The 15,429-nt window shown below is 56.1% G+C and carries 10 protein-coding genes; all 10 read right to left on the reverse strand.

The window, feature by feature from the left end; genetic code table 11:
* Nucleotides 1-1,818, reverse strand: a complete 1,818-nt coding sequence (locus TK06_RS16580) for a non-ribosomal peptide synthetase (RefSeq protein WP_086936667.1) — start codon at nucleotides 1,816-1,818, stop codon at nucleotides 1-3.
* Nucleotides 1,815-2,768: a 2,3-diaminopropionate biosynthesis protein SbnA gene (gene sbnA, locus TK06_RS16585; protein WP_086936668.1), complete on the reverse strand. Its 954-nt coding sequence runs from the start codon at nucleotides 2,766-2,768 to the stop codon at nucleotides 1,815-1,817. The genes TK06_RS16580 and sbnA overlap by 4 nt, the downstream gene beginning before the upstream one ends.
* Nucleotides 2,725-8,835 (reverse strand): non-ribosomal peptide synthetase, encoded by a 6,111-nt coding sequence (locus TK06_RS16590; RefSeq protein ID WP_063322956.1) that lies wholly within the window; start codon nucleotides 8,833-8,835, stop codon nucleotides 2,725-2,727. Before TK06_RS16590 ends, sbnA begins: the two co-directional genes overlap by 44 nt.
* 41 nt (nucleotides 8,836-8,876) lie before the next feature.
* Nucleotides 8,877-9,659 (reverse strand): ABC-2 family transporter protein, encoded by a 783-nt coding sequence (locus tag TK06_RS16595; protein WP_063322957.1) that lies wholly within the window; start codon nucleotides 9,657-9,659, stop codon nucleotides 8,877-8,879.
* The gene (locus TK06_RS16600) at nucleotides 9,659-10,450 is read right to left on the reverse strand and encodes an ABC transporter permease (protein ID WP_063322958.1); all 792 of its coding nucleotides are present in this window, start codon (nucleotides 10,448-10,450) and stop codon (nucleotides 9,659-9,661) included. Before TK06_RS16600 ends, TK06_RS16595 begins: the two co-directional genes overlap by 1 nt.
* Complete coding sequence (locus TK06_RS16605; RefSeq protein WP_063322959.1) at nucleotides 10,447-11,472, reverse strand: ABC transporter ATP-binding protein; 1,026 nt, start codon at nucleotides 11,470-11,472, stop codon at nucleotides 10,447-10,449. The genes TK06_RS16600 and TK06_RS16605 overlap by 4 nt, the downstream gene beginning before the upstream one ends.
* 743 nt (nucleotides 11,473-12,215) lie before the next feature.
* Entirely contained in the window at nucleotides 12,216-12,476 is a 261-nt protein-coding gene (locus TK06_RS16610; RefSeq protein ID WP_063322960.1) for a hypothetical protein, read from the reverse strand.
* Between the two features lie 348 nt (nucleotides 12,477-12,824).
* Entirely contained in the window at nucleotides 12,825-14,414 is a 1,590-nt protein-coding gene (locus TK06_RS16615) for a peptide chain release factor 3 (protein ID WP_063322961.1), read from the reverse strand.
* Between the two features lie 241 nt (nucleotides 14,415-14,655).
* Nucleotides 14,656-14,985 carry an XRE family transcriptional regulator gene (locus TK06_RS16620; protein ID WP_063322962.1) on the reverse strand — a complete coding sequence of 110 codons (330 nt, stop codon included), beginning with the start codon at nucleotides 14,983-14,985 and terminating at the stop codon, nucleotides 14,656-14,658.
* 4 nt (nucleotides 14,986-14,989) lie between these two features.
* Nucleotides 14,990-15,346 (reverse strand): type II toxin-antitoxin system RelE/ParE family toxin, encoded by a 357-nt coding sequence (locus TK06_RS16625; protein WP_063322963.1) that lies wholly within the window; start codon nucleotides 15,344-15,346, stop codon nucleotides 14,990-14,992.
* Nucleotides 15,347-15,429 lie beyond the last annotated feature (83 nt).

The following is a 15,429-nucleotide window of genomic DNA, read 5'->3' on the forward strand; positions in this document are numbered from 1 at the left end:
CTACCCCTCCATCAGACAGGCCATTTTTGCCAGTGTCGGAGCGCCAAACACGCGCTTGAGATTGATTTGAATACCACTGCGTTTCATCAGCGCGACGAGACGCATCGCCAAGAGGGAGTTACCACCCAACGCAAAGAAATTCGCCTCACGGTTTTCAATCGGACGCCCTAGAATCTGTGCCCAGATCAGCGCCAGGGTTTCTTCCTGAGGGGTCATTGCCTTCGGGGCCCCGCCCTCCTCCACCAGGTCGCCCAACTGCGCGATCAACGCTGCCCGATCGACTTTACCCGCCGGATTGCGCGGCAGTTCATCCAGAACGACGATCCGCGCAGGCATGAAATAAGCGGGCAACTCGGCGCTGATCCGGGCCCTCAGCTCAGGCTCCAGCCGCCCATCGTCAGCCTTGTCAGACGGCGTCACAAAAAGCGAGATCCTCACGCCCGAAGTGCCGGCATCGACGCAACAAGCGTGGCAGCTTCTAATCAGCCGCGAAGCCATGGCACAGGCCTCGATCTCGGCCAGCTCGACACGGTTTCCGTTGATCTTGACCAGATCGTCCTTGCGTCCCTCGAACAGGATGCCTGCGTTCACATCGCGCCTGGCGAAATCCCCGGTTCGAAAGCTCAAGCTGTCGTCGCCGGCCAAGCCACGGATAAACCGTGCATCGCTCAGGTCCGGATTGCCCAGATAGCCCAAGGCAACACCCACTCCGCTGATGTAGATCTCGCCGAGTTCGCCATCCGGAACGTCCTCCAGCGCTTCGTCAAGGAGGCGCACCGTGACGTTGGAGATCGCTTGGCCAATATCCGCTGGAGAGGTGTCGAGGGAGCACAACTTCACTGTTGTAGCGACCGTCGCCTCAGAAGGCCCATAGGCATTGATCAAACGGGTCTTGCTCGCCCAGTTGACAATGACTTCCTTGTTGCACCTCTCGCCGGCCACGATCAATGTACTCAGGCTGATCGGTAACTCGGACGGCAGCAACGACACCAGTGACGGAGGCAACGTGGCGACATCGATGCGACGATTGCACAGCAGGTTTTGCAGATTGTCGAAATCCCACAGCTCGTGGTCAGCCACGGCAACCAGACAGCCACCTGCAAACAGGGTCATGGTGATTTCGGCAATGATCGCGTCGAAACAGACCGGGGAAAACATCAGCACCCGACTGCCCTGCGTAATGCCATACGTCAGCGCATGATGGGCAAGGTTAGGGATGCCCCGGTGCGAAACCATCACCCCTTTCGGTTGCCCAGTAGAGCCCGAAGTGAAAATGATGTACGCCAGGTCTTGTGGCGCTATCCGCGGTTGTTCGAAGTGCAGGGACTGCGCCGTATCCCGAGCCTGGCCGAGGGTCACGACCTTTTCAGCGACCAGGGCAGGATTGTTGCCAACGATGTACCCATCAGGGACCAGAACCAGCTTCGCATTGGCAGCGTCCAGCTGTACGGACAAGCGGGCTGGGGCGGCGTCCAGGTCCATGAGGATGAAGGCTGCGCCACTCTTCATGACACCTAGCAAGGCCACCAGCAGATCCTTGCCGCGCGGACAACCAATGACCACTACCGCGCCTGCACCAATCGCGTTGTGTGCCAGGTAGGCCGCGATTCGCTGACTGTCGGTGTCCACTTCGCCATAGGTATGCAGAACACCGCCATCTTCTATGGCGGGTTCTCCCTTGAAATCGTGACTAACGCGGGCCCACTGATCGAGAAATATCTGTGTTTGCGCAGCGTCGCTCGGGGGGAATTGAAGTTGTGACAAGCTAGATTCCTTCTGCTCTGAGAAAACATCAACCAACGCACCGCCGAGACTCAACCCACCATCGCGTGTTGATACATCTGGCTACCAAAGTTGGCGTCACACCACTTATCCGAATAGATCGTTTCGAGATACCGCTCACCCATATCGGGGCTGATCACGACAACTTCGTCGCCCGCCGGAATCTGTTTCCTCAGGCGCTTGACCGCAACCAGTACGGTCCCCGTGGACCCCCCGAGCAGCAGTCCGTAGTCCTGCGCAACACTGCGACACATGCGGATCGTCTCGACCTCATCAACGAACTCGATATGCTCGACTAGATCCCGCTCGAGAATTTCCGGGCGCCGACTCGTCCCCAAACCGGGAATGAGCCTCTTCTTGGGTACCTCCTGAAAGTTGATCGAACCCACGGTATCGACGGCAATCAGTTTTACCTCTGGCGCTTTTTCACGCAGATATCGCGCGCAGCCGATAAGCGTCCCGGTGGTACCGGCACCGACAAACAACCATTTGCAGTTGGGGTGCTGCTGCAGGATTTCCGGCGCAGTCCGGTTGTAGTGCGCCAGTGGGTTGGCCGGGTTGGCGTACTGGTTGGTCCAGAAATACCTCGGATCCTGACGGATCATTTCCTGAATCAGCGTAATGCGCGCGCCGAGAAAACCGCCATTTCGGTCGCGGGTGTCACAGACAATGACTTCGGCGCCGTAAGCCTTCATCAGGTTGACACTGACCTGATTGACGTTGGGATCGGTTATGCAGGTAAACGGATAACCGCGCTGCGCACAAATCATCGATAACGCAACACCGAGGTTTCCCGAGCTGGACTCGATCACTTTTCGTCCGGGCGAAAGTAGCCCCAGACGCTCACTTTCTTCGATCAGCGATATTGCAGTCTTGAGTTTTATCGACCCGGCCGGATTCAACCCTTCGATCTTCAGGTAGACCGGCACGTCGCCAATGAAGTTAGCCAGCTTGTGATACTGATTCGCACTGTAAATTTGCATCATGCTCAAGGTATCCATTTCCAAGAGAAGATATTTGACGCGAATGGAAAACAATCCTTTGTTGAAGATCGACCATTTGCGCGACGCAGAACTTTTCGGGGTTGAAATTGAGTTCGATCAGAAAATCATCTGCCGGAACCAGACCGAGAACCAAAGGAAACTCCGACTTCTCGATCCACTGCAGATTACTGAGGCGGTAGCGATCACCGACCGGCAAGTTGTCCTGAAGCTCGAAGTTTTCGACCACGAGAACGGTATTGAACAACGCCTCCAGACCAAGTCCGGCAGCACTCCGGAAATGACTCATCGAGACATGCCCTTCGTCCTGCAGGGCTGCACTGCTGCGCTGCAACTGCCGAAGGGCCTCGGCGGAGAACGGCACCTGTGCATCGACCTTGCACGGGACGATGGAAGCCATCAGCCCGATGATGTCTTGGGAGCCCTCAAGGTCGACAGGCCGTCCCGAAATAGCCCAGCCGAAGATGGGTGTGAAGCTCTGGGTGTTATCGGCCAGGATCTGTGCCCAGATACGCTGGAAGAGAACCGCAACGGTCACACCCAGCCCGGCGCAGAATCGCTCGATGCAACCCGAAAGGTCACGTCCGAGGGTAAACCGGTAGACGTTGTGAGCTGCACGCGAGGACGGCTGATAGGCAACCGGACTGGTAAACAGACTGGGCCTGGCGTCCGCCAGATAATGTCGCCAGAACGGACGATTTTCCCGCGCCTGCTGACTGGCCAGCCACTCGATGTAGTCACGATAGACGGGACCGAAGACCGCCTCGGGCTGCACACCGAGGATCATCTGGTCGTAGATGGCAAACAGCTCTTTGATGACCTTGGCCACACACCAGCCGTCCAGAAGGATGTGATGGTAGGTCCAGATCAATTTGTGCGCCTGCAAACCATCGGACAGCAACGTGAAGCGAGTCAAAGCAGGCGTCGCAAGATCAAAGATCCGTGAACGATCATCATGCATCAGGCGTTCATATTGCGCCGGATCACCGTTACCCGCGATGATCTGCCAACTGCAAGTTGCCTTCTGCAGCACATATTGCACCGGTCCCGCCACCGCATCCCAGAAGAACCCCGTGCGCAGGATCGGATGACGCTCGGCCAGCACCTGCCACGCCGCATCCAGCACACTGATGTCGACGTCACCATTAATGTCCATGACGTACTGCAGTGTATAGGTGTCGTCATCGCTCATCAGGTGCTGGAACAGGATTCCCTCCTGTGTCGGTGACAACGGATAGATATCCGCCGGTACGGCGCCGACGCCTGCAATCAGCGACTGCAACTCATCGTCCGTCAGATCGACATCCGGATAGTCGCCGGGCACCCGCACCACGGCGCCCGCCGTGCAATGCTCGATGATCTGCGCCAAGGCATCGACGTAGCGCGTCGCAAGATCCTCGGCCTCCTGCGGGGACAGGATCCCGTCGTCGTAATACCAGTCAATTTCAAATCGACCCTGGGCAATCCTTGCCTCGACCTCCAGTGCATGTTGGCGTCCGTTGCGCGGGTCCACCGACACCTGATCGAGGAGACTCAGGACCTGGGCAGACGGCATCGACACATCCGGGTCATCAAATGACACGTTGTCCCATTGCCCGAGATAGTTGAACTGCACCATGGGCTCGGCAGCAGGAATCACCCGGGACTCATTGAACAGGTAACGCAACAGACCATACCCTACACCTCGTTGCGGGATATCCGCGAGTGTACGTTTGGTCGCCTGAATCAAACTTCCAAGCCCCTCTTGGGGATCATTCAGGCATACCGGGAACACAGAGGTGAACCAGCCTACCGTGCGGGACACGTCGACACCCTCCAAGACGCTTTCACGGCCATGTCCTTCGAGGTTGATCGCAATGTCCGGTCTCGCCCGCCAGCCGGAAAACGCCCGGACCAGCGCGGAGATCAGAATGTCATTGATATGGGTGTTGTAAGCCGCAGGTACCTCCCGGATCAAGGCGCTGGTCGCCGCGCAGCTCAACCCCCGGGACAACATTGCGGTGCGACCCGATGGACGTCGGTTCAGGTCAAAAGGTATCGCAGCGGGAACTGCCTCGATGACCCGCGACCAGTAGGCGGTCTGCGACAGGACATCGTTCTTGAATGCCTGGCCGTGACTCGCAAGCTGCTGCGCCCAAGCGCGAAACGGGGTGACCTGCGCAGGAACCGTGCTGCCGGCATAGAGGCGCAGATAATCCTCGACGAGGATTCGCAGGGACACCGCATCGGTCACGAGGTGATGCGCCACCAGCACCAGTAGATTGGTGTCGGGATCCGGGGTGCGAAACAGCACCACGCGAAACAGATCGCCCTGCTCGAGGTCGAGACCGGACAGAGACTCGTCCAGCACCGCCCGGATATGCTCCAGCGATTGATCGATCGATGCAGCCAGTTGCGCTGTTCTGCAACTCGACTTCGCATCGACGGGATTGGCCGGAATAGTCTGGTCGTATCCATCGCCGATCTTGAACTGCGCACTCAATATCGGATAGCGCTCCAGTATCTTGTGAGTGATCGCGACAAGGGTATCGGCCGCGACGGGACGGTGAATCTCGACCGCCGTGCCGAGACACCAATGGTCAGGATTGACTAGCTGCTGTTCGGCGAACCAGCGCTGTACAGGCACCAGTGCGGTTGCACCGGTCGGCGGATGAATTTCTCTGCGGGCGGTACAGTGCAGCGGCCGCACTGCCTGGGCGATTTCGAACAGTGATCGACTGGCAAAGATGCTGTCGAGATCAATTGTCATCCCATCGCTTCTCAAACGAGCGATGAGTTGCAACGCACCGATCGAGTCTCCGCCCGAAGAGAAGAAATTCTGCTGCAGGGCAATCGTGTCATCGCCGATGATTGCACGCGCCGCAGCCAGCACCATCGTGTCGAAGGACGTGTGCTGCGAAGACGTCGGGTGTTGATCTTTCGGAGCCGAAGTTTCGTCACCGACCATGGGCACACCTTGCCAGCCCCGCCACTCTTGCAGCGGGCGATGTGCTTCACAGATATAGGTCAGTGCACTCAGGAAATGTTCGCACAGCGCCTCTGCTCGCTCCTCGGAGACATATTCAGGATCGCGAATGAAATCCACAGTGATGGCATCTACGCCGCTAAGGACTTCAACGGCAAAGGCAAACTCGGTGAGGTCAGTCACCTGCGTGAGTTCGACCGTGACGCCGGGGGCCTCAAGCACAGCCCAATCCGCCAACGTCTCGACGTTCAGCACCGTATCAAAAGCGCCGTTGGCAAAACGCGAACGCGTGCTGGCCAACGCCTCGTTCATGGATATCGATTCGAAGCGAAGCAGCTCGGCGATGCGCCTACTGACCGCCTGCAGGCTGACCTCGGGGCTCTGCGTCGCCGCCAGTGCCAAGGGAATCGGCAAGGTATTGGCGTACATCCCGATATCATCCAGCCCAACCCCGGTGTCGGCACGCCCCGAGACAATCATTCCAAATAATTGGTGCTGCCCGCCATTTATTGCATTGAGTGCCATCCCCCAGGCCGTTGCCGCAACAGCGGCAATCGTGACCCCGGCACGACCAGACAGCCCCGTGATGCCCTGCTCAAGCGTCGCGGGCAGTCGTCTGTTGAAGATTCGATGTTCGACCGGTTTCAAGGACGGCTCAGCAAGCTTGTCAGCTACGCAGACCGGCACATGGAAGGGTTCCAGGAGATCCGACCAGAGTTGCTGATCCTCCCGTTGCAAGTGGAATTTTTCCTGGCCGGCGATATAGGTTGAAAATGCATCCTGCGCCACCGGCGCTCCCGAGAATACTTCGCTCATCAGCGCAAAGATTGATGCACCATCGAGCACGAGATGGTGGGCACTGAGGATAAATTGATAATCGTGGCCCCCCAAATGGAACAGATGCACCCGATAGAGCGCCGGCTGATCCAGCTCGAAACCGGTCTGTTTTTCCTGAACGATGAAGTCTTCCAGATGCTTGCGCTGGTGCTCGTCGTCAAGGTGCAGAAGACTGGTCCGAGACCATCGTAGTGGAGCGTCTTCGACAACGACACGCACCGGTTGGCCCGTCGGCGCGAGAACGAACGCGCTGCGCAGCAACTCATGGTGTTGATGTGCCTTGCGCCATCCGTCTTCCAGCACGGCACCGCCATCAGGCAGCAGCATGCGGAACGAATACTGCAGCACGTAAGTCGTGCGATGACGGGTTCGCAGCGACTGAACGTAGATGCCCTTCTGCGCCGGCGAAATCTGCTTGAAGGATGTCGAATCGCCCTTCGCTTGTTGCGGATCCAACTGTGTAACGCCCATCCTCGCTGCGGTGCCGGCCACCGCGTTTTGGGTTCTGGCTATCTTGAGCAGCCCGAGCGTGGTTGGATGCCGGAAGATGTCCCCGAGTGTGAAGGCATATCCGTGGGCCTTCGCCCGTGCAATGAACTGCAAGGCGAGAATCGAATCAGCCCCCTGCTTGAAAAAATCGTCAGCGGGTCGCAACGCCGGGTTTCGCAGCAATTCACGCCAGGTCTCAAGCAGCGCCTCTGCGCCGACAGTAGCAGTTGTCGCAACGCTCTGTACGGTGTCAGGCGCCGTTGTTTCATTAGCGATGGCCGTGAGCTTTTTCTTGTCGATCTTGCCATTGGACGTTTGGGGAAGAGACGACTGAACCCGAAACTCGGATGGAATCATGTGTTCCGGCAAGACGTCGTGCAGGTCGAGACGCAGCCTATCAAGATCGGTTGCGGTGCCCTCCTGCTCGACGATGAAAGCCGTCAGGAAGGCATGAGTGCGCGAAGTGTTGAGTACCGCTGCCGCCTGTTTGATGTAAGCCAGTCGCAGGATGCCGAATTCGACTTCACTCAGCTCGATCCGGTGACCTCGCACCTTGACCTGATCATCGGCCCGACCGTGATAGTGAAAGACACCCTCTCCATCACAACTGACGAGGTCGCCGGTCTTGTAGGCTCGGCGGCCATCGACATTAACAAACGCCTTGGCAGTCAGGTCGGGGCGACCGATATAGCCGAGCCCCACCGCAACCCCTTCGACGTAGAGTTCGCCGACTTCACCTACGGGCAAAGCTACCAGGTCAGCATCGCGTACCACCAGCCGAACACCGCGTACCGCTCGCCCGATCGGGATCGCCTGGTCAGCCGCAGGCATCCGGGTAATAACCTGGTGAGTGACGTCGTCACTGCATTCAGTCGGCCCGTAGGCATTGACCAAAGGGACGTGAGGCTTGGTCGTCAACCAACGTCGGGCAAGTGAAACGGGCAGCACCTCGCCCGTAGCGACGAGGCAGCTCAAACGGTCGAAGCGTGCGTTTTGGGCATCTACGCAAATCGTATCCAGAATGGCCAACAGATGACTCGGCACCACTTGCAGGATATCGATTTCGTCGAGCTCGATCCGTGCCCCCAGACGATCCAGATCAAGAAACTCCGAACGGGTCAGGATTGCCGTACGCCCGCCGCAGATGAGCGGCGCCAGGAACTGCCAGACGGAAATGTCGAAACTCTGTGGCGCTGTTTGTGCCACGTTGGGCGCCTTGTGCATGCCCAGATCTTCGACTTTGGCCAGCAGATGATTGAGCATTCCACCGTGATGGACCATCGCCCCCTTGGGCATCCCTGTCGAGCCAGAGGTGAAAATCACATAAGCGAGACTATCGTCCGCCAGTATGCAGCGCTCGAACGGCGCCCCGTCCTTAAGGTCTTCGAGCCGGACCGGCATTGTCAGAAGGCCAATACCGTCGATCAGTAACTGGGCGTCGTCTTCCACTATCAGCCATCGGCAACTGCATTGCTCCAGCATATAGGCCCGCCGATCCAGCGGCAGAGTACGATCCAGAGGGAGATAAGCGGCCCCTACCTTGAACAGGCCAATCATCGAAAGCAGAAATCCGAGTCCCCTTTCCAGACCGATAGCGACAATATCGCCCGGTCTGACAGATGCCGCGCTCAGCATGCGGGCGAAGCCGTCGGATATTTCGTCAAGATCGCGATAGCTCAGACGGTTGCAGCCATCCGAAGCTGCAATGGCGCCAGGCGCCCGCCGAACCTGGTCGGCGAATACATCCAGAAAATTGTCCATATCATTCCATGTTTATGGTCTAAATTTCGATGCTTCTTGTGTCAGGCACCTTCTCGAAGGTATTTCTTGCCCCCCCAATGCCAAAGCAATCTCGACAACAACAAGAAGGCCAGGGTGGCCAGAACAGCGCCCGCCAATGACCGCCCCGTCGTCAACCCCATCGCTGATTGTGCGGGCACTTCCATGATGAAAAAGACAGGTACTACGGTCATGATCACGACCTGGATCCACTCCGGGTACGCGCCGGACGGAAACCGACCGGTAGTCAAAAACATGAATAGCAGGTGGGAAATGTTGCCGGTCCTCTTGGTCCAAAACGCCAGGCTCGCGATACTGAACCAGACCGAATAAACCAGCGCACATGCCAGTATCAGAAACATGAAGAAAGCGCCCAGCGTCTGAAACGTCAATTGCCCTTGCGCATGACTACCGCCCAGCATCAATCCCAGCCCCAGCAGGACGCCGAAGATATGCCACAGGCTTAGCTGCCCAAAAGCCAGGATAGTTTGAAGGTCAACCGGCTTGGACAAGTACGTATCAATGGACTTGTTGATAATCAACTTCGAGGCAGCCTCGCAATTAGGCAACACCACCATCTGTACAAAGGAGCGAATAAAAATGAATGCCCCATACAGCACAATCGACTGCTGCTTGTTCCAGCCACCAATTGTCTCGACATTTCCAAAGAAAATCTCGATCACGACATAAACGGACAATCCCAGCAAAGCAGTGTTCAGCAGGCTGACAAAGACCGGAACACGATCCTTCATATTCGCCTGCAACCTTGCAGTTAGAAGCGCCTTGACTACGCCTAATGTCTTCATTACCCAAACACCGAATAACGCTTAACACCTTTACCCCAGACAAAATGAGCCAACAACGAGAGCGCAACGACCAGCACTATCTGAAACAGCAATCCGTTGATCAGTTGCTCGACGGTCAGCTCCCCCATAATGATTCGTATTGGAAAACTAATGATATAAGGGAATGGTGACCATTCAAGTATCGACTGCATCCATGCGGGATAAAGGGTCAAGGGTGCGAGAACACCACCAAATAGAGTAAGCATGTAAGTCAAGACCAAATCAAAGGTACTTGCCTGATCGGACCAGAACGCCGCAAGCCCGCCAATAAAATATAGCAAGTAATTTATGGCAAACCCAAGTATTACCCCGAGCAGTGCGGGGAGTAGATAGCTCAGATGTAAATATTGACCCGCTTCAGAAAACAAGAATACTCCGACCACCAGAAAAAACACTGGAATAACTCTGACCATTGCCGAAGCCAGCTCGCTCAAAAAATAATACAGGGCAATGTTGAATGGCCTTAACAGGAGACTGCCGATATCGCCCGAATGGATGTCGTTCTCCACTTCCTCAGCAGCCGTACTAGAGACTATTTCACCAACTAGAAATACTAGCGCAAAATAAGCCGCAAACCTTACTGGCGTAAAACCTTCCAGTGCCGCATCTTTTGCAATACCCATCCAGATGACCATCATGAACAACGGCACCAAAGACGCGAGCACCAATACGAATAACTCTGCGCGATGTGCAATTTTGCGACGAATGGCCGTGCGCGCCACCCCTGCGACTTTCACTGCAAACCGGCTCATGCGACACGCTCCCCGGAAGCACCCGGGACCTTTTTCCGGGTATCGGACTGGGAGGCCACGAACAGCTTCAACAGCGCCTCTTCGATCGGCGGATCACCAATGGAAATGTCGATGACCGGCTGCTCGGCTAGAACTCGCGAACAAACGGCCACGACCTCGGCAGCCGGGACCAGCATTTCATGCACAAAGCCGTCCGTGGAACGCACCAGACCATATCTGCCCAGCGCTGAAGCCACGATATTTTCGGATAACTCCACAGTGATGATGCGGTGATCCGACATGCGTTTACGCAATGACTCCAGGGTGTCATCGAAGGATATCTTGCCATCGGAAACCACAACGACTCGCTCACACAGGGCTTCAATATCCTGCATGTAATGTGACGTTAGCAGTACGCTTACATTGCGCTCGCGACTATAGTCCCGAATAAATGAACGAACTATCTTCTGCACGCCGACATCAAGCCCGATGGTAGGCTCATCGAGAAAAAGAACCTTGGGATCATGAAGTAATGACGCAACCAGTTCACACTTCATTTTCTCGCCAAGCGATAAAGTACGCACTGGCGCCTTGGCCAACTTCGACACCTGAAGCAACTCATCCAAATAACCATAAGTTTTTTTGAACTGTGCATCAGGAATCTCAAATATCTTCTGATTCAGCCGAAAGGTTTCCATGGCTGGCAAGTCCCAGATCAACTGTTGACGCTGCCCCATGATCAGCGAGATGGACTTGAGAAACTCCTTACTGCGCAGTTGAGGCTTATGACCCAGAACCGATATTTGTCCGACAGTCGGGTAGAGCAACCCCGACAGCATTTTCAATGTAGTGGTTTTACCTGCGCCATTCGGACCGAGAAAGCCCACGACCTCACCCTGCTTGACGGTGAAAGAAATATCGTCAACTGCTGTTTTTTCAGAAGTCTTGGGAGATACAAGGTCTTTCAGCCAACCGAACGCCCTTTCTGAGCGCTCCTTTATTCGATAAGTCTTGGACAAATTTCTTACACTGATGCTATCCATCGCGACTGATACCTTGAAAAAAATGAGCTATCCATTGCGCATATCGTTTCGACGCCGAGAAATATCACGCAATAATTTGTACCGTCAAGAAACATCATTGCAAATTTAATTTTTAAATATCGATTCCTAATTGCTCATGTCGTTGACCGGCACGGGATCAAAGCCCTGCCACGATAACGGCTTAATGAAATCGGACCTGAAAAAACAGCCCCCCCCTAGCTCGCGGCTTTTCCTTTGTCGATGTTTGCCGACGGCTTAAAACTAATCGCTTGTGACTTCAACGTCGAGAGCAAAGCGTCTGGCCATGCGAAAGAAGAATGGAGCTACGAGTAACGGAGAAAAGCATTACAGAGAAAACCTACAAATGTTTTCGGCCCATTGCTAAATCTCCGCAGCTTCGGTTGCAATCCATCGAGGCAGAAGGGAGTTCTATTGCCGGTGATTTACGACTGCCTGTCACCATCGCCATCGTCGGCATCCGATTCATCAGTGCCTGAGTTTCCATCAATTTGCTGCCGCTCTGGTCGATCGCCGGCTCGGACGCTGCCTTGGCCAGACTGTTCACGTCGGCGCGTAACGTAAAGGTGGGCGCTAAAAAAGGCCTGCTGCGCAGTCCAGCGGGAGCAAGCTCCCTCGCCACAGGGGTAAGTCTTCGCTTTGGATTATGCGCCCTGCATGAAAAACCCCTCCAGCCCAGACTGTGTCTCAGTTGGGGCTGGAGGGGTTTTCTTCAGGTCAGAGATCTACGTCTGGCTATCGCTCTCTTCACCCTCTTCATCCTCATCACCGTCCGGCGGATCGACGGGCGAACCATCATCATCCTCACCATCGTCCGGATCACCGGCGTCCGCATCGGTCGCGGCAAGCATCAACTCACCCTGAACTACCGAGCCACTCGACGCGTGCTGCTCATGCTCATCACATTCAGCCCATGCCGCGGTAGACCCCAGGGACAGCATCACCAAAACCTTCAGCAAAAACATCATGCGTAGAAACATGTTCATAGCCAATTCCTTCTTTTCCGGATGAAGCCGGGGCCTGACGGCGCTCAAGAAAATCTAGTTCTGAACAGGCCGGTTCACCAGATAGGACGCTCGATAACCGTTAGAAATGCCACAACGCGACAGATTGGTTTCGAATAAGTGTTATCTCCAAACCAACTAACACCCAACATTCCATGCGGGAGCGGGCTTGCTCGCGAAGAGGCCGGCACATTTAACATCCTGACATGATGACCCACCGCTATCGCGAGCAAGCTCGTTCCCACAAGTGAGTGGCTTATGGACGAGACCCGGAGGCAATAAAAAACCCCGCAGATTTCGCTACGGGGTTTGGGGGATGAAGCTCAAGGCTTAATGATGCTCACGCGTCGCCCGGAATTTCACATCCGGCCAGCGCTCTTCCATCAGCGCCAGGTTGACCCGGGTCGGGGCCAGGTAGGTCAGGTGACCGCCGCCGTCCAAGGCGAGGTTTTCCACGGCCTTGTTGGAAAACTCCTCGAGTTTCTTCTTGTCGCCGCATTCGACCCAACGGGCGGAGTACACGGTGATCGGCTCGTAGGAGCACTCGACCTTGTATTCCTCTTTCAAGCGGCTGGCGACCACGTCGAACTGCAGCACACCGACCGCGCCGAGGATGATGTCGTTGCTGCGGGTCGGGAAGAACACCTGGGTAGCGCCCTCTTCGGCCAGTTGCTGGAGGCCCTGGCGCAATTGCTTGGACTTGAGCGGATCCTTCAGGCGTACGCGGCGGAACAGTTCCGGGGCGAAGTGCGGGATGCCGGTAAAGCCCAGGGTTTCGCCTTCGGTGAAGGTGTCGCCGATCTGGATGGTGCCGTGGTTATGCAGGCCGATGATGTCACCGGCGAAGGCTTCTTCCAGTTGCTCGCGTTCCGAGGAGAAGAAGGTCAAGGCGTCGCCGATGCGCACGTCCTTGCCGGTGCGCACATGGCGCATCTTCATGCCTTTTTCGTATTTGCCGGAGCAGATGCGCATGAAGGCGATGCGGTCGCGGTGCTTGGGGTCCATGTTCGCCTGGATCTTGAACACGAAGCCCGAGAACTTCTCTTCCACCGGCTCCACGGTGCGCTCGTTGGCAATGCGGGCCAGCGGGCGTGGTGCCCAATTGACCACGGCGTCGAGCACATGGTCCACGCCGAAGTTGCCCAGGGCGGTCCCGAAGAACACCGGGGTCAGTTGACCATCGAGGAATTCCTGCTGGTTGAACTCGTGGCAGGCGCCCTGCACCAGCTCAAGTTGCTCGACGAAACGCTCATACTCGTCGCCCAGGTGCGCGCGGGCTTCATCGGAGTCGAGCTTATCGATGATCTTCACCTCGGTGCGCTCATGCCCGTGTCCGGCAGTGTAGACAATGATGTAGTCGTCGGCCAGGTGGTACACGCCCTTGAAGTCGCGGTAGCAACCAATCGGCCAGGTGATCGGCGCGGCCTTGATCTTCAGCACCGCTTCGATCTCGTCGAGCAATTCGATCGGGTCGCGGATGTCGCGGTCGAGTTTGTTGATGAAGCTGACAATCGGCGTGTCCCGCAGGCGGCACACGTCCATCAGCGCGATGGTGCGAGGCTCGACGCCTTTACCGCCGTCGAGGACCATCAGCGCCGAGTCCACTGCCGTCAGGGTGCGGTAGGTGTCTTCGGAGAAGTCTTCGTGGCCCGGGGTGTCGAGCAGGTTGATCATGTGGTCGCGATACGGGAACTGCATGACCGACGTGGTAATGGAAATACCCCGTTGTTTTTCCATTTCCATCCAGTCGGAGGTGGCATGGCGGTCGGACTTGCGAGACTTCACCGTGCCGGCGACCGCAATCGCCTTGCCCATCAGCAAGAGCTTCTCGGTGATGGTGGTCTTACCGGCATCGGGGTGGGAAATAATGGCGAAAGTGCGTCTGGCGTTGACTTCATTGACAATTTTGCTGTCGGACATCGTTCAAAATCTCGATTGTGTACGCTGCTATGTACACAGCTGAAAAGGTGCCTTTGGCCGATTGCATGGGCCAGCGCAGGAAACCGCGCATGATAACAAAAGGGAGACTCCAACGCCCACGGAATGCGCCTTTGGACGACCTTCGCGCAACAAGGGCTCCACGGTGCGAACCCCAGCTTTCTCGTGTGCAGAGATAAGCGTCCACATTTAGTAAGCGTCGAATTTCCACATAGGGTCGTGCTTACTTGTGATCCGCATTCAGGTCGCGGAAACCTTCAAGCTTCACCGGGGCGCGTCCGGGAAGGCGGGCTACCAACTCCAGTGTTCCGCCCATAGCCTCAACGTACTCGCGCAGCGTGGAAATCAGCATGTCGGTGCGTTTCTCCACTTTGGAGACGTTTCCTTGTTTCACATCGAGAATATCGGCCATTGCTTCTTGCGTAAGGTTCAGCCCCTTGCGTAGCTCCTGCAAGGTCATTTGCTCTTGGATGAGCGCTGCGCCGCGCTGCTCGATCCGCTGCTGACGGGCAGCGGGAAGCCCTTTCATAACCTGGTCGAGTGATTTAGCCATTGCCTTACCCTTTCTTCAGTGTGCTCAGGTGCCGGTCGAATCGGACATCTGCTCTCTTGATTAAGTCCTTATAGAATTTCTTCTGGCTACCGCCTGACTTGTCATCACCGACCAGCAGGACCGCTTTCCTTTCTGGATCGAACGCGAAGGCCACACGCCAAACCCCATCATCAGCCTTGAAACGCAGCTCTTTCATATTGGCATGCTTTGAGCCGTTAAGAGTGTCCACCTGCGGACGCCCCAATTCCGGGCCAAATCGCTCAAGCACCTTCAATTGGGCCAGCAGTTCATCCTGAACCGCCTCGGTCATGGCCTCGAATTCCGGCTCAAACTCATCACAAAATTCGACAACCCATGCCATGATCAAATATGTCCTTAAGCGAATATTCCGTCAAGAGTATATCCTCACCCCCTGCCAGATCCTGTGTTGACTCTGGAAACAAT

Source organism: Pseudomonas fluorescens (assembly GCF_001623525.1).
In the GTDB taxonomy this organism is placed as follows: Bacteria; Pseudomonadota; Gammaproteobacteria; order Pseudomonadales; family Pseudomonadaceae; genus Aquipseudomonas; species Aquipseudomonas fluorescens_Q.

Coding starts and splice junctions, on each gene's coding strand:
- TK06_RS16610 (WP_063322960.1), bottom strand. CDS start 12,476: ATGAACATGTTTCTACGCATGATGTTTTTGCTGAAGGTTTTGGTGATG.
- TK06_RS16600 (WP_063322958.1), bottom strand. CDS start 10,450: ATGAGCCGGTTTGCAGTGAAAGTCGCAGGGGTGGCGCGCACGGCCATT.
- TK06_RS16625 (WP_063322963.1), bottom strand. CDS start 15,346: ATGGCATGGGTTGTCGAATTTTGTGATGAGTTTGAGCCGGAATTCGAG.
- TK06_RS16590 (WP_063322956.1), bottom strand. CDS start 8,835: ATGGACAATTTTCTGGATGTATTCGCCGACCAGGTTCGGCGGGCGCCT.
- TK06_RS16620 (WP_063322962.1), bottom strand. CDS start 14,985: ATGGCTAAATCACTCGACCAGGTTATGAAAGGGCTTCCCGCTGCCCGT.
- TK06_RS16595 (WP_063322957.1), bottom strand. CDS start 9,659: ATGAAGACATTAGGCGTAGTCAAGGCGCTTCTAACTGCAAGGTTGCAG.
- TK06_RS16605 (WP_063322959.1), bottom strand. CDS start 11,472: ATGGATAGCATCAGTGTAAGAAATTTGTCCAAGACTTATCGAATAAAG.
- sbnA (WP_086936668.1), bottom strand. CDS start 2,768: ATGATGCAAATTTACAGTGCGAATCAGTATCACAAGCTGGCTAACTTC.
- TK06_RS16615 (WP_063322961.1), bottom strand. CDS start 14,414: ATGTCCGACAGCAAAATTGTCAATGAAGTCAACGCCAGACGCACTTTC.